We start from the raw sequence: 20,186 nt of genomic DNA on the forward strand, positions 1-20,186 counted from the left end.
CGGATATCACCCCCCATTGCAGCAATCTACCTTTGGTTGTAAAGCTCTCTTTTAATAGTTCTTTAACCAAGTAGACGCACCCTCGCAGCATGGCCCGAGAACGTTCCTTCAACGAAGTTGCCCCGTCATTGTTCGACGCGGATGAGGCGCCAACGACGCCTTTGCCAATTGGCAGGCTGCCCTCTTATATTGCCGATCACCGTACCCGCTTGCGCGAACGCTTTCGTAGCGGCGGCGCAACCGCGATGCCGGATTACGAATTGCTCGAACTGTTGCTGTTCAGGTCGATCCCGCGCAAGGACACCAAACCGCTCGCACGGGCGCTGCTGGATACGTTCGGCGACTTCAACCGAGTTCTCGCGGCCCCGCCCGAGCGGCTTTTGCAGGTGAACGGTGTCGGCGAGCAGGTCATCACCGATCTCAAGGTCGTCGAAGCCGCCGCCCAACGTATGGCCCGCTCCAAGGTCTTGCAACAGCACGTCATTTCAAGCTGGGACGCGGTTCTGGACTATTGCCATACGACCATGGCCCACCGCGAAACCGAACAGTTCCGCGTGCTGTTTCTCGACCGCAAGAACGTTCTGATCGCGGATGAGGAACAGGCAAAGGGCACGGTCGATCACGTGCCGGTCTACCCGCGCGAGGTCGCCAAGCGCGCGCTTGAACTGAACGCCGCCGCGCTGATCCTTGTGCATAACCACCCCTCCGGCGACCCCACCCCCTCCGAGGCGGATATTGCCATGACCAACCAGATCAAGCTGGCCTGTGACGCGCTTGGACTGACGCTGCATGACCACCTGATCATCGGGAAATCGCGCGAACTGAGCTTTCGAAGCGAAGCGCTGATCTGAGGGTATCTGCGAGCGTTGACAGTAGGTTATTGCACCCAGACCTCGACGCGGCGATTGACCTTGCGCCCCCATTCGCTGTCGTCGCAGGCCATCGGCAGCGCCTCGCCAAAGGCTTCGATATGCACCTCGACGCGACCGGGATCGGCTGCCTGCGCCTTGCGTAGGACAGCGCCCTGAATGGCCTTGGCCCGCGCACGGGCGATCCGCAGATTGGCCGAGGCCGGGCCGTCACCATCACTGAAACCGACAAAGACAAGCCTGCGTCCGTCGAACTCCCCAGCCTCGATAGCCTGTGCCAGCAGATCGATATTCGTGCGCGACTGGGCATCCGGGCGCGTCGATCCTGTTTCGAACCGGAAGGAATGTGTCAGGCGTTGCATCGGCATGAAAAACCCCACCATCCGCTGCAATTCGGCAAGCGGCACCTCGTCACCGGCAGCCAGTATCGCATTGGCAAACCGGTCACCCTGCGCCTGCAACCCGATGGTTTCTGGCGCCTGATCCACAAGCCCCACTCGACGGATCACGTTCTGCGCCATGTTAGACCGCAGGTATCCCATGAACTCGCGCCCGATCTTGGGCAGACGACGTGCCGGAAGGTACAGAAACATCGGTGTTGTAAGAGGATAATCCTCGGTCTTTATCGTCTGGCGCGAGGCGGTCAGACGGTGCCCACAACCACCGGTCAGGGTCAACACCCGCGCCGTGCCGGTCTCTGCGTGGCTGGCAATCCCGATAGAAAACGGATCAGCCGTCACTGCATCGACCATATCGCTTCCGCTGTCGTGGAGCGTCACACCGGGCGCAAGCGTCAGCCCAGCCGGTCCAAGCAGGTAGTCCTCGGCGGCCTGCGCCAGCCCGGAACCGGCAACCACCAGATGTGCGGAAATCGGTGCGTCAGGTCCGCCAAGCTCGGTCCAGTTGGTGATCTCTCCGGCAAAAACCTGCGCCAGTGCTGGCGTCGAAATCATGCCAAGCGGGTTGTCCCCGGCTACGACAGGCACCATGGCATCCAGCGCCAGGACCCGATTACGAGCCGGGGCGCCAAGATCCCCCAGGCCCGCCTCAAACGCACGACGGCTTTCATCCGGCCGCACTTCACGCAGCGCCATGACGATATCGGCCTCGTTGGCGAGAAGATCGGCAAAGCCTTCGTCTGTGTTGGTGCTGCGAAACAGGAAGCGGGCGGCCAGCTTGCCCTGCTCGGACAGTTCCACAACCAGATGGTGCGAATCGACAACGCGCCGTTCCACCGAATAGCCATTACGCAGCGCAAAGCCTTCGACCAGCGACGGCACCAAAACCGAAGCCATCGCAGACGCACCGGAGAACGAAATACTAGCGACGTAATCGGACAGGTTCGGACAAGCCGGCCCCTCGCAAAGCACGCCGGAGCCGTCCAGCGTCAGTTCGCCGAACTTGCTATCGATTCGATAAAACTCGCCATCATAGCCAAGAAACCTGCCCGAGATTTCGATCTCGCCGTCGCGCGACGTCAGGGTGATGTCCTGAGCCGCAAGGGTCGTTCCCAAAAGGACAAGTGCGGCGCAGAACGCCGCACGAAGCAATGCCATCGATTGATACCTGTCTGTTGCGCGGCTTATCTGGCCGCGATTTTCAGGTCATCAATCAGATTATTCAACACCAGAAAATCCCCCACCGACGAACATTCAGGTACGGAAAGCACAAGATCTTGGGTTCGTGGCAAATCCGCATCCCTCAACTCGATGGACTGGGCAGCAATATCACGACCACAGTTTCTCTCGGTCACCTCTGCTTCGACGGTCAAGGCGATGGTCCCGTCTTTTTTAGAACGCGACTTGGGGAAGGTATAGATTTCCGCGAGATTGGCATCGGCAAGCGTTGGATCGCCAAGACGCGAGACCCGACCACCTTCCTCGCCAGCCGGAGAGGTGCTTTCGGCCCAGACATGCCCAGCCGAACCATAATCGGCACCGAATTCGCGGGCGTGGATCTGGAAACCGCCGTTTCCTACCCATTGCAGCGCGACCCTGTCATATTCCGCGAGACTCGGCACATCCGCTGTCGCGACCACCGCGCCATTGGTGGCCGGCACGATCATGAAAACCGCCTTTTGCGAAAGCGCGGGGATCGTCACCTGAAGCCGCCCCTCGACCGAGGTGCTTTCGGTCACGATCATACCCATGTGGTGCAGGCTGATCCGTTCGTTGGGATTGCAGGGCGCGTCGATGTCGAGCGCAACGCTTGCCGATTCTACTGGCGTCGCACTGACCTGAATTTCACATCCGCGAAACGGCGTGTCGGCCTCAGCCAGTTCGACCAGCGAAGTAAGCTTTGAAAACTTGAAATTCTCCGGATGAGAGAGAAGTTCTTCTCCCATCTCATCGTGATTCATGCTCATCGACGTGAGTTCGATCCCGGTAACCTCAAGCGGCATGCCATCCACGATCACCGGATCATCAGTTGTGCAGATATCCCAAGTGAGCCTTGGGTCGGTGGACGACAATTCGGCCTGCTTGATTTCCGGTGACTTGAGACCGAGAGCCTTTTGTTTCACGGGTCCGGTGGACTGCATGAAAAGGCCAATGGCAAAGGCGCAGCCGAGGGTGCCCGCCGTCGTTGCGATCAGTCGTAGCTTGCTCATTCGAGTCTCCGAACCAGTGGTTACAGAGCTGTCTGAACGCAAAACGCGGCCAACTTGTGGCCGCGCTTAGGAGTCATTCTGGCGCAAAGTCAGGTGATCTTGCCGTGGCAGTGCTTGAACTTTAGCCCGCTGCCGCAGGGGCATTTTTCGTTACGACCGGGATTGCCCCAAGTTGCGGGGTCATTTTCGTCGAAACCCGGCTTGGGCTCGGCGACCTCGGTCTCTGCCTGCTGCGGCTGGGCCGCGACCTGACCTTCGGCTTCTGCGCGCTGACGCATCTCCGGGTTCTGGGCGAGGAACTGAGCCATCATCTGGCGCTGCTCGTCCTCGGTCGGCATTTTGAGGTTCGACAGGTTCTGCGTGACGGTTTCGCGGAGACTGTCGAGCATGTTCTCGAACAGCTGGAAGCTCTCGTTCTTGTATTCGTTGAGCGGGTCACGCTGCGCATAGCCACGGAAACCGACAACCGACCGCAGGTGTTCGAGCGTCAGCAGGTGCTCGCGCCACTTGGCGTCGATGGTCTGAAGTAGGATCTGCTTTTCGATATTGCGCATGTTCTCGGGGCCGAATTCCACGGCCTTCTTGGCCATGTTTTCGTCCGAGGCTTTCTGAAGCCGCTCGCGTATCTGCTCGTCGTCGACACCATCTTCTTCGGCCCATTCGATGACCGGAACGTCAATTCCCAGCTTCTCGATGACCTGCGCATACAGACCCTGCATGTCCCACTGATCCGCGTAGGTCTTTGGTGGCATATGCGCATCGACCAGATCGTCGATGACTTCGTGGCGCATATCCTGCGCGATCTCGGACAGATCGGCGGCCTCCATGATCTCGCGACGCTGGCCAAAGATGACCTTGCGCTGCTCGTTCATGACATCATCGAATTTCAGCAGCTGCTTGCGGATATCAAAGTTGCGGCCTTCGACCTTGGCCTGCGCCCTTTCGAGCGATTTGTTAACCCAGGGGTGGATGATCGCTTCGCCCTCTTTCAGGCCAAGCGTGGTCAGCACTTTCTCAAGCCGCTCCGAACCAAAAATCCGCATCAGGTCATCTTCGAGCGAGAGATAGAAAGAGGTACGGCCCGGGTCACCCTGACGGCCCGAACGGCCACGCAGCTGGTTGTCGATTCGCCGACTTTCGTGCCGTTCCGAGGCCATGACGTAAAGACCGCCCGCCTCCAGCACCTTCTTCTTTTCCTCGGCGTGCTTGGCTTCCTCGGCCTTGCGCAGCGCTTCCGGGTCGGCGTCCGGGTTGGCCTCCATCGCCTCGAGTACCTTTATGTCGATGTTACCGCCAAGCTGAATGTCGGTGCCGCGTCCGGCCATGTTCGTGGCAATCGTCACCGCGCCAAGCTTGCCCGCGTCTCCAACGATCTGGGCTTCCTGTTCGTGCTGACGCGCGTTCAGGACGTTGTGCTTGATGCCTTCCTTGGTGAGAAGCTGGCTCAGCACCTCGGATTTCTCGATCGAGGTCGTCCCGATCAGCACCGGCTGGCCTTTTTCATGGGCCTTCTTGGCTTCTTTAATGATCGCGTCGTATTTTTCGCGCACCGTGCGATAGACCTGATCGTCTTCGTCAACACGGGCAATCGGCAAGTTGGTCGGCACTTCGACCACGCCAAGCCGGTAAATTTCCATGAACTCTTCGGCTTCGGTCGTTGCCGTCCCGGTCATGCCGGAAAGCTTGTCGTAAAGGCGGAAGTAGTTCTGGAAGGTCACCGATGCCATTGTCACGTTTTCCGGCTGGATCTGGACGTCTTCCTTGGCTTCGATGGCCTGGTGCAGACCATCGGAAAGACGGCGACCGGCCATCATGCGGCCGGTGAATTCATCCACCAGCACGACCTGACCGTCGCGCACCATGTAGTCCTTGTCTTTCTGGAACAGCTTGTGCGCCCGAAGACCCTGGTTGACGTGGTGCACGATGGTCGTGCTTTCCGGGTCATAGAGCGAATGGCCCTCTTCAAGCAGGCCACGGGCGGTCAGCTGTTCTTCGAGGAATTCGTTGCCTTCGTCGGTGAAGGTGACGTTCCGCGTCTTTTCGTCGAGCGTGAAATGCTCATCCGTCAGCATAGGGATGAAGGCGTCGATGGTCTTGTAAAGCTCGGACCGGTCCTGCGAGGGGCCGGAAATGATCAGCGGAGTCCGTGCCTCGTCGATCAGGATACTGTCGACCTCGTCAACGATCGCGTAATAATGCTGCTTTTGGAAAACCTGCGACAATTCGGATTTCATGTTGTCGCGGAGGTAGTCGAAGCCGAATTCGTTATTGGTGCCGTAGGTGATGTCCGACTGGTATGCCGCCAGCTTGGCATCGTTCGGCATGTCGGACCAGATCACGCCCGTGGTCATGCCCAGCGCCGCAAAGACCTTGCCCATCCATTCAGAGTCACGCTTGGCGAGATATTCGTTGACCGTCACCACGTGAACGCCCTTGCCAACGAGCGCGTTGAGATAGGCAGCAAAGGTAGCGGTCAGCGTCTTGCCTTCACCCGTCTTCTGTTCAGCGATATTGCCTTGATGCAGAAAGATCGCGCCCATGAGCTGGGTGTCGAAGGCGCGCAGGCCCAGCGCGCGGCGGGCGGCTTCGCGGCAGTTGGCGAATGCTTCGGGCAGCAGGTCGTCAAGCGAGGTGCCGTTGCGGGCCTTTTCCGCCAGCTCCTGCGTTTTTTCCTTCAGACCGTCATCGGTGAGCTTCTCGAATTCGGGTTCGAGAGCGTTGATCTGCGCGACCAGTGGGCGCGTCGCCTTGATCTTTCGGTCGTTCGGTGTTCCGAACACCTTTTTGGCGATAGTTCCGATACCCAGCATTTGCTCTCCAGCCGATCTGACATATTCGTAATTTTCGCAGGCTTGCCCGCCCTTCGCGCAACCCATAGGTAAAAGGGACGCAGGTCCTGCCAAGGCCACAAGGCGATGTAAGGGGCAGGCCATACAGTGTCAACGGCGCGCCCCGTCGCGTCAACGCGAATAGGATGATTTCAATGCTTAAACGTCTCACATTTCTGCCTGCAGCGGCTTTCGCCGTCAGCCTGGCACTCCCGACTGTATCCAGCGCCAACCCATCGGCGGATACAGTCGTGGCGCGGGTGAACGATCAGGAAATCACTCTGGGTCATGTCATCATCGCTTTTGCCAGCCTACCTCAGCAGTACCAACAGGTGCCGCCCGAGCAGCTTTACCCGGCGATAATCAACCAGCTCATCCAGCAATCCGCACTGGAACAAGAACACGAGGGCGACCTGCCGAGACATGTCGCCCTGTCGCTCGACAATGAGCGTCGCTCGCTTTTGGCGGGAGACAAGATCGAAAGCATCATGCGCGACGCGGTGAGCGATGCCGATATTCAGGCAGAATACGATTCCCGTTACAGCGACGGTGTTGGCGGCACTGAATATAACGCATCGCATATTCTCGTGGAAACCGAGGAAGAAGCGAACGCGATCCGCGAAGAAATCATGGGCGGCGCGGACTTTGCCAAGACTGCCGAAGAAAAATCCACCGGCCCATCCGGCCCGAACGGGGGATCGCTGGGCTGGTTTGGTGAAGGCGCGATGGTGCCCGAGTTCGAAGCGGCCGTGGTCGCGCTTGAAGCCGGCGATGTATCGGAACCGGTGCAGACCCAGTTCGGCTGGCACGTGATCAAACTGAACGAGACCCGTCAGGCCGATGCACCGCCGCTGGAAGAGGTACAGGTCGAAATCGCGACCGAGCTGCGTCAGAAAGCGGTTGAGAAACGCATCGAAGAGATTACCAATGCAGCCAACGTGGAAAGGCCCGAAGTCGAAGGGTTCGATCCGCAGATGATTACTGACCTCGAGATGATTCGGAACTGACCCTATGGCCAAGACCCTTGCCGTATCGCCGCTGGCACCGGCTGCTTTCCCCGATCTTCCCGTCATTGACGGGGTTCGTTTTGCATCGGTTGCGGCGAGGGTCCGCTATCAGGGACGTACCGACGTCATGCTGGCGGTACTGGATCCCGGCACGTCGGTCGCCGGGGTTTTTACCCGGTCTGCCACGCGTTCTGCGCCGGTTCTTGACTGTCAGTCGAAACTGGGCGGCGATCCGGAGCCGGGTGCGGCCATCCTTGTGAACTCGGGCAATTCCAACGCTTTCACCGGGCAGCGCGGGCAAGTGTCTGTTGCAGAGCTCACGAGAGCGACAGGCGAGATCGCCGGTGTGCCCGAAGCCCGCGTCTTTACAGCCTCGACAGGCGTGATTGGCGAGCCATTGCCGCATGACCGGATCATCGCCAAGCTCGACGCGCTCAAGACCGCACTGATCCCCGAAGGCATTTCCGACGCAGCCCGGGCGATCATGACAACGGATACCTTCCCGAAAGGGTGCAGTCGTCAGGTCGAAATTGATGGCAAAACCGTGAGTATCGCGGGAATCGCCAAGGGTTCGGGCATGATCGCGCCTGATATGGCGACTATGCTTGTATACATCTTTACCGATGCAAAGGTTGAACAAGGCGCCTTGCAGGGCATGCTTTCCAAGCTGACCGACCGAACATTCAACTGCATTACGGTCGACAGCGATACTTCGACCTCGGACAGCTTGATTCTTTGCGCGACCGGTGCCTCGGGGGTCGATGCTACCGCGAATGGGGAATTCGAAACAGCGTTGCACGAGGTCATGCTGGATCTGTCGCATCAGGTGGTTCGCGACGGCGAGGGGGCAACCAAGTTCGTCGAGATCCGGATCTCAGGCGCGGCAAATGATGCCGACGCCAAAACGCATGCTATGGCAATCGCAAATTCGCCACTGGTTAAGACTGCAATCGCCGGGGAAGACCCGAACTGGGGGCGCGTCGTGATGGCGATAGGCAAATCCGGTGCCGCGGCCGACCGTGACAAGCTGAGCATCTGGTTCGGCGACGTGCTGGTGGCGGAAAACGGCTGGGTCAATCCCGACTATGTCGAGGCCGACGCAGCCGCCCACATGAAACAGCAGGAACTGCTAATACGCGTGGATCTGGGTATCGGCGACGGCACGTCGACAGTCTGGACCTGCGATCTGACGCACGGCTACATCGACATCAACGCCGATTATCGGTCCTGACAGATGAAATCTGTTCTGGTTTCCGCCGTCGCTCTTGTTGACCCCGATGGGCGCGTTCTTATCGCTCAGAGACCAGAAGGCAAGGCGATGGCCGGACTGTGGGAATTTCCCGGTGGCAAGGTCGAACCCGGAGAAACCCCCGAAGAAGCCCTGATTCGCGAGATGCAGGAGGAACTGGGAATTGATACCTGGGCCTCCTGCCTCGCTCCGCTGACCTTTGCGAGCCATAAATATGATGATTTTCATCTGCTTATGCCGCTTTTCGTGTGTCGAAAGTGGCATGGAATACCCCGGTCGCGGGAAAATCAGGCGCTTAAATGGGTACGGGCTCAGGATCTGAAAAGCTATCCGATGCCCGAAGCGGACCTGCCACTGATTCCCGTTTTAAGAGACTTACTTTAGGGAAGCGTACGATTATCCTTGGAAAAGAAGACATCGTGCACGATTTTAGGACAATATTAATCTTATTAGCCTAATATTTCCACAAAAACACCCCAAGAAATCACTCGCTTACATAATCGTTTGACAATACAATTTTGTTACATTTCGGGGCATGTTTCTTTTGGGGAGAACATCACATGTTGCGTACTATCACGATCGGGACGTCCATATCTATTCAGGGCATGTTCGTCCGTACACTTCCGAACGGCAAAATTGTCGTTCGCGACGGGAAGACGATTTATACCGGTAAACCGGTAAGCACTGCCGCGTAATTTCGCTACTCACGAAAGATGAAAAAGGCACGGTTTGGGGAAAACCGTGCCTTTTTTCTATGTTTAGGTACTTCGCCTGAGCGAGGTGCCGGATTAATCCAGCACCCGCGTGACTTCCTCGCGCTCGAAAATTTCGATCACATCCGCGGGCCGGATGTCGTCGTAATTTTCAAAGGCCATACCGCATTCCTGACCCGACTGTACTTCGGACACTTCGTCCTTGAAGCGTTTGAGAGTCTTGAGCGTACCTTCATGGATAACCACGTTGTCGCGCAGCAGGCGAACGCCAGCGGAGCGACGGGCAACACCCTCGGTCACCAGACAGCCGGCAACCTTGCCGACGCCGGTAACCTTGAAGACTTCCTTGATCTCGGCATAACCGATGAACTTTTCGCGGATCTCTGCAGAAAGCAGACCGCTTGCCGCCTTTTTGACATCGTCCACGAGGTCGTAGATCACCGAATAGTACCGGATCTCGACGCCCTTTTGGTTCGCGGTGTTACGCGCAGAGGCGTTTGCACGCACGTTGAAGCCCATGATCGGCGCACCTGATGCTTCGGCAAGGCCGACATCGGTTTCCGTGATCGCTCCTACACCGGAGTGCAGAACACGAACGCGTACTTCGTCGTTGCCGATCTTTTCCATCGCCTGAACGATGGCTTCGGCAGAACCCTGCACATCCGCTTTGACGAGGATGGGCAGCTCGGACACGTTTTCGTTCGCCTTGGCGTTCGCCATCAGCTGTTCCAGCGTCGTAGCAGCACCGGCAGCGGCCCGTTTGTCCTTGGCGGCTTTTTCGCGATATTCGGCGATTTCACGCGCCTGCGCTTCGGTTTCCACCACGTTCAGAACGTCGCCCGCTTCGGGAGTACCGTTAAGACCAAGCACCTCTACAGGAACCGAAGGACCGGCTTCTTTCACGCGCTCGCCCTTGTCGTTCTCCATCGCACGGACCTTACCCCATTGCTCGCCGACGACGAAAATGTCGCCTTGGCGCAGGGTACCGGTCTGGACGAGAACCGTGGCAACGGGACCACGGCCAACGTCAAGCTGCGCCTCGATTACGGCGCCTTGGGCGGCACGATCGGGGTTCGCCTTGAGTTCGAGCAGTTCCGCCTGAAGCGCGATGGCTTCGAGCAGATCGTCGAGACCCTGACCGGAAATCGCCGAGACTTCGACGTCCTGAACATCACCGGACATCTTTTCTACTATGACTTCGTGATGGAGCAGGTCCGTACGTACCTTGTCCGGGTCCGCAGAGGGTTTGTCGATCTTGTTGATCGCCACGATCATCGGCACCTTGGCCGCCTTGGCGTGGTTGATCGCTTCGATCGTCTGGGGCATCACAGCGTCGTCCGCAGCCACAACAAGCACAACGATATCAGTCACCTGAGCACCGCGGGAGCGCATCGATGTAAAGGCCGCGTGGCCGGGCGTGTCGAGGAAGGTCAACAGCTGACCGCCGTCGGTCTTCACCTGGTAGGCGCCGATGTGCTGGGTGATCCCGCCTGCTTCGCCGGCAACAACCTTGGCATTACGGATTGCGTCCAGCAGCGAGGTCTTGCCGTGGTCGACGTGGCCCATGATGGTGATGACTGGCGGACGCGACTGGAACGCGCTTTCATCATCCTCGACCTGTGCGATGACCTGTTCGACGTCGGAGTCGGAAACACGGACGACCTTGTGCCCGAATTCCTCGACGATCAATTCCGCCGTGTCTGCGTCGATGGTCTGGTTCTGCGTGACCATCATGCCGTTCTGCATCAGCGCCTTGACGACTTCTCCGACGCGTTCCGCCATACGGTTGGCCAGTTCCGAAACGACAATCGCCTCGGGCACCTGAACGTCACGTACGACCTTTTCACGCTCGACATTGCCACCCATCGCTTTCTGACGGGCGCGTTCCTGCTTGCGCTTCATCGCAGCCATCGACCGCTGGCGACCACCTTCGCCGCCAGTCAGCGCCTGATTCAGCGTGAGCTTGCCAGAACGGCGGTTGTCGTCGCGGCCCTTGCCGCGGTTTGAACGCTGTTCGCGGTCGCGGTCGGCATCTGCCTTGCGCGGCGAAGCTGCGGGCGCGGATTTGGACGAACGCGGCGCATCGGCAGCCGCCGGCGCTTCGGGCGCTTCCTGCGGTGCGGCGGCACGGCGCGCAGCCTCTTCGGCCTCGCGCTTGGCACGTTCTTCTTCCTCGGCCTTGGCTTTAAGCGCCTCTTCGCGTTCGCGCTCTTCGCGCTCTTTCGCTTCGGCTTCGGCGCGGCGGCGATCGCGTTCTTCTTCGCGCGCCTTTTCCTCGGCGATCCGCTGCGCTTCTTCTTCTGCTTCGCGGGCTTTTGCAGCCTGCAACGCTTTCATCCGGCGTTCCATCTCGGCATCAGAGATACCCGCCGGACGGCGGGAAGGATCTGCCGAGGGAGACGTCGCCGCGCCAGTCGCCTTATTGGCGGCGCCCGGCTTGGGAACCACAACGCGCTTGCGCTTGGTTTCCACAACGACATTCTTGGTCCGACCGTGGCTGAAACTCTGTTTCACGTTCCCCGGACGGGACCCCCCACGCAGACCCAATGTCTTTTTGCCGTCAGTATCGCTCATTAAGCTCTTTTTCCTTCCGAGCGGCCCTTGCCGCTCTCCGCTTCGCGCACTCCGCGCAGTCTTTGCGCATCCTCTACAACACGATGGCTGAGTCCACCAGAGGCGAGGGCCGCATGTATCACAGTTTCACGTCCAAAAGCCATCCCCAGCTCATTCGACGTAAGCCAGCCGATGTATCGGCCGAAATGCGGCGTGCTGAGTTTCGACTTTCCCCGACCCGAGCCATCCACGGCCTGGAGCAGGATTTCTGCTTCTTCTTTTGCCAGCCAATCCTTGACCTTTTCATATCCGGCCACAGCGTGGCCGGATTTGCGAGCAAGGCTGATCAAATCGATCACCCGGCGCGCAAGCTGGCTTTCGACTTCGTCCACGAGCCCGTCGGGAACCGTGACCGGCCCTTTAAGACTGCGGGCGAACAATTTCTTGTTCACGGCCTTTTCCAAAGCCGCCCGGTCAGCCGCAACATAAGTTCCGCGACCTGGCAATTTACCCAGAATATCCGGCACAAGCTGGCCTCCGGGACCAGCAACGAACCGGATCAGACCGTTCTTTGGCTGCACCTCTCCGGTCGCAATGCATTTGCGTTCGGGATCGCCATCGCGATCTTTAGAGATGCCTCCTCGGCTCATCCAGCGACCTCCGGGCCCCTATCAGGCCCCGGCCTCCGTGGTGACTTCTTCTTCGGATTCGTCGGAAACCTCTTCCTCTTCGGATTTGAGTTCCGCCGGATCGACCCAGCCAAGCTGGATACGGGCCGTCATCACCATGTTCTGCGCTTCTTCGAGCGAAACCTCGAAGGGTTCCAGAATACCGTCGTCCTTGGTCCGCTCGCCGTCGACCGTGGTCCAGCCGCCAGCCAGTTCCCAGTCAGCACAGGTGGCAAAGTCTTCAAGCGTCTTCACACCGTCCTTGGCCAGTGCCTCGATCATTTGGGGTGTCAGACCCTCGAATTCAACCAGGCTGTCCTCAACTCCCAATGTACGGGCGTTTTCAAGCGCCGCTTTGTTCTGCGCATCGAGGTATTCCGCTGCACGTGCCTGAAGCTCGGCAGCCGTATCTTCGTCCACGCCGTCGATGACGAGAAGTTCATCCAATTCCACATAGGCGACTTCCTCGAGATTGGTGAAGCCCTCGGAAACCAGCAGCTGGGCGAAGAATTCGTCGAGATCCAGCGTATCCATGAACAGTTTAGTACGCTGTTCGAATTCGGCCTGACGACGGGCGGATTCTTCTTCCTCGGTCATGATGTCGATGTCGAGACCGGTCAGCTGGCTGGCCAGACGTACGTTCTGACCGCGACGACCGATGGCAAGCGAAAGCTGCTCTTCCGGCACGACAACTTCGATACGCTCGGCTTCTTCGTCGAGAACCACCTTGGAGACCTCGGCGGGCTGGAGCGCGTTGACGAGGAAGGTCGGCTGGTCCTCATTCCACGGAATGATGTCGATCTTTTCGCCCTGAAGTTCGTTCACAACGGCCTGAACACGGCTGCCGCGCATACCTACGCAGGCGCCAACGGGGTCGATGGAGCCATCGTAAGAGATCACCGCGATCTTTGCGCGCGAACCCGGGTCACGGGCCACTGCCTTGATCTCGATGATACCGTCATAGATTTCCGGCACTTCCATCTTGAACAGCTCGGCCATGAATTCCGGAGCGGTTCGGCTCAGGAAGATCTGCGGGCCACGCGGTTCGCGGCGCACATCCTTAACGTAGCAGCGGATGCGGTCGTTCGGACGATAGCTTTCGCGACCGATCTTTTCGTTGCGGCGCAGTATGCCTTCGCCCGCGCCCACATCGACGATGACGTTGCCGTATTCCTCGCGCTTGACGAGACCGTTGATGATGGTACCCGCGCGATCCTTGAATTCTTCGTACTGACGGTCACGCTCGGCTTCGCGCACTTTCTGAAGAATCACCTGCTTTGCGGATTGCGCTGCGATTCGGCCCATTTCGACCGGGGGAACTTCTTCTACGAAAGTGTCGCCGATCTGCGGATCGGCCATGTATTGCTTGGCCTGCGCGACAGTGAATTCGGACTGGTAGTTTTCAAACTCTTCATCCTCGACCACGGTGCGCACACGGGTAAAGGTCGCACGACCGGTCTTGCGGTCAATCGAAACCCGAATGTCCATCTCTGCGCCGTAACGGCTCTTGGCAGCGCGGGCGAGGCTTTCTTCCATCGCTTCGATCACCAGACCGGGGTCGATCATCTTTTCGCGGGCGACGGCCTCGGCGGTTTGCAACAGCTCCAGCTGGTTTGCAGAGGTGATAGCCATTTATCTGTTCTCCTCGGATGAGCTCTCAGTCTCGATTTCGTCAAATGCGTCCTGGTCCAGATCTTCGGGAAGCGTGCCAGCCGCCTTGCGCTGTCGCAGCATTTCCTTGATCAGATCATCGCTGAGCACCAGCTTTGCGTCGCTGAGCCAGTCAAACTTCAGGCCTATGGTGCCTTCTTCCACGTTGATCAGCACCTCATCGCCATCGACGCCGGCAAGCGTACCTTTGAAGCGGCGGCGGCCATCGATCAATTCTGCCGTCTCGATCTTGGCTTCGTAGCCTTCATAGGCATCGAAATCCTTAAGACGCGTCAACGGCCTGTCAATTCCGGGGCTGGAAACTTCCAACGTATATTCGTCGAGGATAGGGTCTTCGACATCAAGGATCGCGCTGACCGAATTCGATATTTCGGCGCAGTCATCGACCTCGATACCGCCGCCGGGCTTGTCCGCCATGATCTGCAAGACAGTCGTCTTGCCCGACATCAGGCGCACCCGGACCAGTTCGAAGCCAAGGTCCTCGATCACCGGTGTGATGATTTCCGCCATGCGTCGGTCGATGGCGGCCTTTGCGATGAGATCGTTGGTCATACGTGTCCAAAAACAAAAAAACGGGCGCGCGGCCCGTTACACTTCTCCGGTGGAGCGTCAGGCCAGAGCCTGCCGCGCCGCTGTTGAGAGGGGATATACGCAGGATGACCCGAGTCTGCAAGGGTGAAAACGGAAAGCGCCTAGGCGATCCACCAGCGTTCGGCCAGCCGACCGTCATCCAGAGCGCCACGGGCGCCGATCACCCGGGGCATTCCGACGCCTCGTCGCGCCGCGATGGCAATGTTCTGCGACGATGGATGATAAGCGAAGTCGCCCCGATTCAGGACACCGTCCGGGGCCGGAAGCTCGGCCACATCGACAAAACCGTCACGCAGCGCCTCGGCACGGACCGACGGGTCCGAAATAGCGATCACATCAATTGCGTCCAGCCACCCAGCCTGCCCGTCCTTGTAATGCGACGGGACACGTTCGCCGAGGAAATGCCGGTTCTCGTCGATGCGCCGCGCTGCATAGAGCCCAGTACCGATCCCTGTCGCCATAGCCGAGTCGACGCAATCGGCGGGGCAGATCGAAAGAGACTGATTCGCCAGTAGGAAGGGCAGTTGTGGATTTGCCTCGTGCAATTCGATCCGGAGCGTCGAAGAACCGGTCGCTTCGACTGCCGCGATATGGCGGTCAGCGAACCATTCCTGCGACAGGAGAGACGCAACTGCATCAGAAGCGTCAAAGCGCGATCCATCGTGGAAATCGACTCCGTCACGAAGCTTGAATTCCCAGTGACGCGCGTCATTCGCGCTTTGCCATGAAACGGCGAGCTCACCGCGCAGAACGCCATCAGGTGCGACTTCGGTAAGTGTATCGAAAGCCGCGCCGCGCGCCAGTTCCGTGACTTGGTCGTGTTCCCGCGAAACAGCCACGCGCAGCCGCCCCCCGCGCGTCGGTTTTGCGTCCGGCGACAGACCCGTCGCTGCCAGCAGCGCTGCTGCGGCACCGGATGCAAACAGGGCACGACGGTCGATACGGGTCATTTGGAGCGGGCTTTCCTTGCGATGTCGTCCATGATGCGCACGAGCTCGGCGCTGATGCCCGGTTCCGAAAGGGCGTGGCCAGCATTGCGCACCATCTTGAGCTGACAGTTGGGCCAAAGTTCCGACAAGGTCCATGCAGAATGAGGTGGACAGATCATGTCATACCGGCCCTGAACGATAACGCCCGGAATTTCGGCGATCCTGTCCATCTGGGACAGGATCTGCCCGTCATATTCAAGGAAACCGCCATTGATGAAATAGTGATTCTCAAGCCGGGCAAAGGCGCGGGCGTATTCACCGGGGCTTTCCCCCGACGCGCCTGTCGACTGAATTGAGGCCAGCGCATTTTCCCATGCGGACCAGGCCCGACCAAAGCGAACCTCTTCATTCACGTCGCCGGAGAACAAGCGCTTGTGATAGGCGCCGATCATGTCATGGCGTTCTGCGGGCGGAATTTTCTCGACGAACCTTGCCCATGTTTCCGGCCAGAAACGCCCAGCGCCGCCGCCGTAGAACCAGTCGAGTTCCGCCTTTGTCATCAGGAACACGCCGCGAAGCACGATATTGCAGACGCGGGACGGATGCGTCTGGGAATAGATCAACGCGAGGGTCGCACCCCAGCTACCGCCAAAAGCGACCCATTTATCGATACCAAGAACTTCACGGATAGCTTCGATATCCGCGACGAGGTGCCATGTGGTATTATCCGTCACCGAGGCGTGCGGTCTTGATCGACCGCACCCGCGCTGGTCGAAAAGGATGATACGGTAGACCTCGGGGTCGAAATACCGGCGCATCGCGGGGCTGCATCCGCCGCCGGGGCCGCCATGAAGAACGACCACTGGCAGGCCGTTGGGATTACCACATTGCTCGACATAGATCCGGTGGCCCTGCCCGACATCGAGCATCCGCTGATCGAAAGGGTCGATCGGGGGGTGCAGATATTGAACTGCACGCTTTTGATCCGGGTTTTTGTCCATTACTGACCTATATACTGCCCGGAATACAAAAGGTCATTCAGAGATTGGAATGCAAGTGTCGCAATCGACAATAGACCCAAATGAAGTCGCAAAATTCGAAGCCATGGCTGCAGAATGGTGGGATCCGAACGGAAAGTTCAAGCCTCTCCACATGATGAATCCCTGTCGACTGGATTACATCACGACTCAGATCGCGGGGGAATTCGAACGTGACGTGAAAACGCCGAATCCCTTTAACGGCTTGCGCATCCTGGACATTGGCTGCGGCGGTGGACTGCTGTCGGAACCGATGGCGCGGCTGGGGGCCGAGGTTGTTGGCGCAGACGCGGCCGAGCGCAACATACCGGTCGCGCAGGTGCACGCCGAACAATCAGGTCTGGATATCGACTATCGCAACACCACGGCCGAAGCACTTGCCGCTTCGGGAGAACAGTTCGATGTCGTGCTCAACATGGAAGTCGTCGAACATGTCGCCGATCCGCTGGCCTATCTGACGGCCTGCCGCGAACTGTTGAAACCCGGCGGGCTGCATATCTGCTCGACGATCAATCGGAACCCGAAATCCTATGCTATGGCGATTTTCGGAGCCGAGGTCGTCATGCGCTGGCTTCCACGGGGAACACATGATTGGTCGAAATTCATCACCCCGGACGAGTTGTTTGACCTGTTGACGAAAGCCGGGCTTAAACCGGTGGATCGCAAGGGATTCGTCTTTAACCCGGTGCTGTGGAGCTGGAGCATTTCTCCGCGCGATCTTTCGGTTAACTACGTGACCGCGTCGCTGAAACAGGAAACCTGATGTCGGAACCGTATCTTCTGACAGGCGTTCGCAACGCATGACCCGTCGCCGCGCGTACCTGACCGACCCGACCGAGAGCCATCCCGCATGATGGCAGACTTGCCCATTGCCATTATCCTGCTGGTTTTTGCCTGCGCGGGTGGCGTGATCTGCGTATCCGGCGTTTTCATGACGGGCTTGGCCGACAAGCTTGCCGACCGAACCGGTCTTGGCGAGGCAATTGTCGGTGGTGTCATTCTTGGCGCGGCGACGTCTTTGTCCGGTACGGTTGTTTCGGTTACCGCCGCATTGGATGGGCGGGCGTCGCTGGCGTTTTCCAATTCCGTTGGCGGTATCGCGGCACAGACCGCTTTTCTGGCTTTCGCCGATTTGATGTTTCGGCGTGCGAACCTTGAACATGCGGCGGCCGAGGTCACGAATATCGTCCAAGGGATTCTGCTGGTCTTGCTGCTGCTGATCCCCATGGCGGCTCTCGTAACGCCTGAATTCACGATACTTGCCATTCACCCAGCATCCTTCCTTATCCCGGTGGTCTATATCGCGGGCCTGTTCGTCTGCCGTTCCGTTCAAGAAGAGCCGATGTGGCGTCCGGTCAAGACAAAGGAAACCCGCGAAGACACACCCGATGATGAAGACGAGCAGACCGCGTCGAAGACGACCCTGCGGCTAGGGCTCGAATTTGGAGGTCTCATGGCGGTCATGGGTCTTTCCGGATGGCTGATCGCACAGAGCGGTTCGGCGCTTACTGACAGGCTTGGCATTTCGGCATCGCTGGTCGGGGCGCTTTTGACGGCAACTGTCACCTCGCTGCCCGAGCTTGTGACGACCTTGGCAGCCGTTCGGCGTGGCGCGCTGCAACTTGCTGTCGGCGGGATCATCGGGGGCAATACGTTTGACACGTTGTTCCTGACCGCAGCCGACGTGTCCTATCGAGAAGGGTCTCTTTACCATGCGGCCACCAACCAGGATTACTTCTGGGTTGTTACCGCCGCGCTGATGACCACCTGCCTCTTGGCCGGGCTCGTCGTGCGCGAACGCAGCGGACCGGCGGGGATAGGATTTGACAGTCTTTCTCTGCTTGGCATTTACCTCGGCGCGATCGCCCTGCAGGTCCTCGCTTTCTGAGGGTCAGCCTCGCGGCTCCAGACGGGCACGCAATTCGCGCAGAACGGGGAGAACAGTGCGCACCTTTTCCGCTCCCATATCCCCGACGACTTCGTTGATGAGCGGCGCAATCGACGCGACCGCGTGATCGCGCGCTTGCCTGCCCGCTGGACTGATTGCCACCATCTTGCGACGCGCATCGTCCCAATCCGGGCGGATATGCACGTAACCGGCCCATTCCAGTTTCGAAAGGGTATTAGTCATCGCACCGCGCGTGACGTGAAAGGTCTGGGCCAGTTGCGCGGGAGAACGCTCTCCTCCCACAAAGACAAGCTGGTTCAAAACCGAGAAATGCGAAATCTCCATGCCTTTGGGTAAAACTTTCGACAGCCTGTTACGCATAAGCTGATCGGCGGCCAAAATCTCGCTGAACAGGGTCACGGCGAGCGCATTTGTTTCCTCGGACATGGCCGTTCAGTTCCCAGTGACTAATGTCTTCAAGGGCCGTCGAACGCGCGGATATGCTGCAGCGACGGCACTTTCTGTCGTGCAAGTTCCACTGATTTATCATCCATGTCAAAAATGTGAATGCCCGGTTCCGTTCCGGCATCCAGCAAGACCTCTCCCCACGGCGAAACCGCAAGACTGTGGCCGTGGGTCTTGCGCGTGTTACCCACGCTTGCGGAATGCGTGCCGGTTTGAGCGGGGGCCAGAACAAAACAGCCGGTTTCAATTGCCCGCGCGCGCAGAAGCGATTCCCAGTGCGCCGCACCGGTAACATAGGAAAAGGCAGCGGGAACCGTCAGCACCTTTGCCCCCGCCAGCGTCAGTTTTTGGTAGAGCATCGGAAACCGGACATCGTAGCAAACCGTCATGCCAACAGGCATGAAATCGGTGTCGACCACCACGGCCTTATCGCCGGGCCTGTAGCCTGCGGATTCGCGGTAGGTCTCTTCGGCAGAGACATTCACATCGAACATGTGAATCTTGTCATAACGCGCGCGAATTTCGCCATCGGGACCGATCATGAAGGACCGGTTGGCAAATCGACCGTCCGGATCCGTGGTCTTGAGCCCGAGCGAGCCGATCAGCAGCCAGATTCCGTGGGACTTCGCCTTCTCCCGCAAAGCCGGAAGCGTTTCGTCCTCTTCTTCCGTCCTCAGAACGGACCGCTGGTGGTCCCGGCTGGACGAAACGCAATTTGTCACTTCGGGCGTCAGCAGGAACTTCGCGCCGACATCGACCGCCTGATCGATATATTCTCTTACGGTTGCGAGGTTTTCCCGTGGGTCGTCTGACGAGGTCAGCTGGATCAGCGCGGTTTTCATCAGGCCGCCAACAGGGAGTCGAGTTTACCCGCCCGGTCGAGCGCGTAGAGATCGTCACATCCACCGACATGGGTATCACCGATGAAAATCTGCGGCACCGTGCGCCCGCCGTTGGCACGCTGGATCATCTCGGGCTTGCGATCCGGCTGGGCCAGAACATCGATTTCGGAGAAATTCACACCCTTCTGAGTTAGCAGGCGTTTCGCGGCATGGCAAAAGCCACAGAGGGGGGAGGTATAGATTTCGACTTGTTTCATCGCTTGGGTTC

The 20,186-nt window shown here is 58.7% G+C and carries 18 protein-coding genes; 6 read left to right on the forward strand and 12 right to left on the reverse strand.

Annotation, left to right across the window (positions count from 1 at the left end):
* Positions 1-89 precede the first annotated feature (89 nt).
* Positions 90-851, forward strand: coding sequence for a RadC family protein (radC, locus tag MF268_RS17225; RefSeq protein WP_238372103.1), 762 nt, complete (start codon positions 90-92; stop codon positions 849-851).
* 26 nt (positions 852-877) lie between these two features.
* On the opposite strand, the gene MF268_RS17230 is transcribed toward radC, so the two are convergent.
* The 3 genes from MF268_RS17230 to secA form a co-directional block, all read right to left on the reverse strand.
* Positions 878-2,425 carry a phosphate ABC transporter substrate-binding/OmpA family protein gene (locus tag MF268_RS17230; RefSeq protein WP_238372104.1) on the reverse strand — a complete coding sequence of 516 codons (1,548 nt, stop codon included), beginning with the start codon at positions 2,423-2,425 and terminating at the stop codon, positions 878-880.
* Between the two features lie 26 nt (positions 2,426-2,451).
* Positions 2,452-3,477: a hypothetical protein gene (locus MF268_RS17235; protein ID WP_238372105.1), complete on the reverse strand. Its 1,026-nt coding sequence runs from the start codon at positions 3,475-3,477 to the stop codon at positions 2,452-2,454.
* An 89-nt stretch (positions 3,478-3,566) separates the two neighbouring features.
* Positions 3,567-6,287, reverse strand: a complete 2,721-nt coding sequence (gene secA / locus MF268_RS17240; RefSeq protein WP_238372106.1) for a preprotein translocase subunit SecA — start codon at positions 6,285-6,287, stop codon at positions 3,567-3,569.
* Between the two features lie 173 nt (positions 6,288-6,460).
* Here secA and MF268_RS17245 point away from each other — a divergent pair, with 173 nt between their 5' ends.
* The 3 genes from MF268_RS17245 to MF268_RS17255 are packed head-to-tail and all read left to right on the forward strand — an operon-like array spanning position 6,461 to position 8,945.
* Positions 6,461-7,312: a peptidylprolyl isomerase gene (locus MF268_RS17245; RefSeq protein ID WP_238372107.1), complete on the forward strand. Its 852-nt coding sequence runs from the start codon at positions 6,461-6,463 to the stop codon at positions 7,310-7,312.
* Positions 7,313-7,316: 4 nt separating this feature from the next.
* Entirely contained in the window at positions 7,317-8,543 is a 1,227-nt protein-coding gene (argJ, locus tag MF268_RS17250; protein WP_238372108.1) for a bifunctional glutamate N-acetyltransferase/amino-acid acetyltransferase ArgJ, read from the forward strand.
* A 3-nt stretch (positions 8,544-8,546) separates the two neighbouring features.
* Positions 8,547-8,945, forward strand: coding sequence for a (deoxy)nucleoside triphosphate pyrophosphohydrolase (locus MF268_RS17255; RefSeq protein ID WP_238372109.1), 399 nt, complete (start codon positions 8,547-8,549; stop codon positions 8,943-8,945).
* 404 nt (positions 8,946-9,349) lie between these two features.
* Here the strand turns inward: MF268_RS17255 and infB are convergent, their stop codons facing one another.
* From infB to pip, 6 genes are all read right to left on the reverse strand, one after another.
* Positions 9,350-11,848: a translation initiation factor IF-2 gene (infB, locus tag MF268_RS17260; protein WP_238372110.1), complete on the reverse strand. Its 2,499-nt coding sequence runs from the start codon at positions 11,846-11,848 to the stop codon at positions 9,350-9,352.
* The gene (locus MF268_RS17265; RefSeq protein WP_238372111.1) at positions 11,848-12,477 is read right to left on the reverse strand and encodes an RNA-binding protein; all 630 of its coding nucleotides are present in this window, start codon (positions 12,475-12,477) and stop codon (positions 11,848-11,850) included. The genes infB and MF268_RS17265 overlap by 1 nt, the downstream gene beginning before the upstream one ends.
* 21 nt (positions 12,478-12,498) lie before the next feature.
* Entirely contained in the window at positions 12,499-14,127 is a 1,629-nt protein-coding gene (gene nusA, locus MF268_RS17270) for a transcription termination factor NusA (protein WP_238372112.1), read from the reverse strand.
* Positions 14,128-14,718, reverse strand: a complete 591-nt coding sequence (rimP, locus tag MF268_RS17275) for a ribosome maturation factor RimP (protein ID WP_238372113.1) — start codon at positions 14,716-14,718, stop codon at positions 14,128-14,130. It abuts the gene before it with no gap.
* A gap of 140 nt (positions 14,719-14,858) precedes the next feature.
* Complete coding sequence (locus MF268_RS17280) at positions 14,859-15,707, reverse strand: ABC transporter substrate-binding protein (protein ID WP_238372114.1); 849 nt, start codon at positions 15,705-15,707, stop codon at positions 14,859-14,861.
* Positions 15,704-16,687, reverse strand: coding sequence for a prolyl aminopeptidase (gene pip / locus MF268_RS17285; RefSeq protein WP_238372115.1), 984 nt, complete (start codon positions 16,685-16,687; stop codon positions 15,704-15,706). The genes MF268_RS17280 and pip overlap by 4 nt, the downstream gene beginning before the upstream one ends.
* 49 nt (positions 16,688-16,736) lie before the next feature.
* Here pip and ubiG point away from each other — a divergent pair, with 49 nt between their 5' ends.
* Together ubiG and MF268_RS17295 are read left to right on the forward strand one after the other, a co-directional pair.
* A complete protein-coding gene (ubiG, locus tag MF268_RS17290; RefSeq protein ID WP_238372116.1) occupies positions 16,737-17,486 on the forward strand; it encodes a bifunctional 2-polyprenyl-6-hydroxyphenol methylase/3-demethylubiquinol 3-O-methyltransferase UbiG in 750 nt (249 codons plus the stop codon).
* A gap of 87 nt (positions 17,487-17,573) precedes the next feature.
* Entirely contained in the window at positions 17,574-18,611 is a 1,038-nt protein-coding gene (locus tag MF268_RS17295; protein WP_238372117.1) for a sodium:calcium antiporter, read from the forward strand.
* A 3-nt stretch (positions 18,612-18,614) separates the two neighbouring features.
* Here the strand turns inward: MF268_RS17295 and MF268_RS17300 are convergent, their stop codons facing one another.
* Genes MF268_RS17300 through grxC form a run of 3 tightly spaced genes read right to left on the reverse strand, consistent with a single transcriptional unit; the run spans position 18,615 to position 20,175 of the window.
* Positions 18,615-19,058, reverse strand: coding sequence for a MarR family winged helix-turn-helix transcriptional regulator (locus MF268_RS17300; RefSeq protein ID WP_088631705.1), 444 nt, complete (start codon positions 19,056-19,058; stop codon positions 18,615-18,617).
* 29 nt (positions 19,059-19,087) lie between these two features.
* Positions 19,088-19,918 (reverse strand): carbon-nitrogen hydrolase family protein, encoded by an 831-nt coding sequence (locus MF268_RS17305; RefSeq protein ID WP_238372118.1) that lies wholly within the window; start codon positions 19,916-19,918, stop codon positions 19,088-19,090.
* Positions 19,918-20,175, reverse strand: a complete 258-nt coding sequence (gene grxC, locus MF268_RS17310) for a glutaredoxin 3 (RefSeq protein WP_238372119.1) — start codon at positions 20,173-20,175, stop codon at positions 19,918-19,920. Before grxC ends, MF268_RS17305 begins: the two co-directional genes overlap by 1 nt.
* Positions 20,176-20,186: the final 11 nt, after the last annotated feature.

It is taken from the genome of Heliomarina baculiformis (assembly GCF_019966545.1).
Lineage (GTDB): Bacteria > Pseudomonadota > Alphaproteobacteria > Rhodobacterales > Rhodobacteraceae > Heliomarina > Heliomarina baculiformis.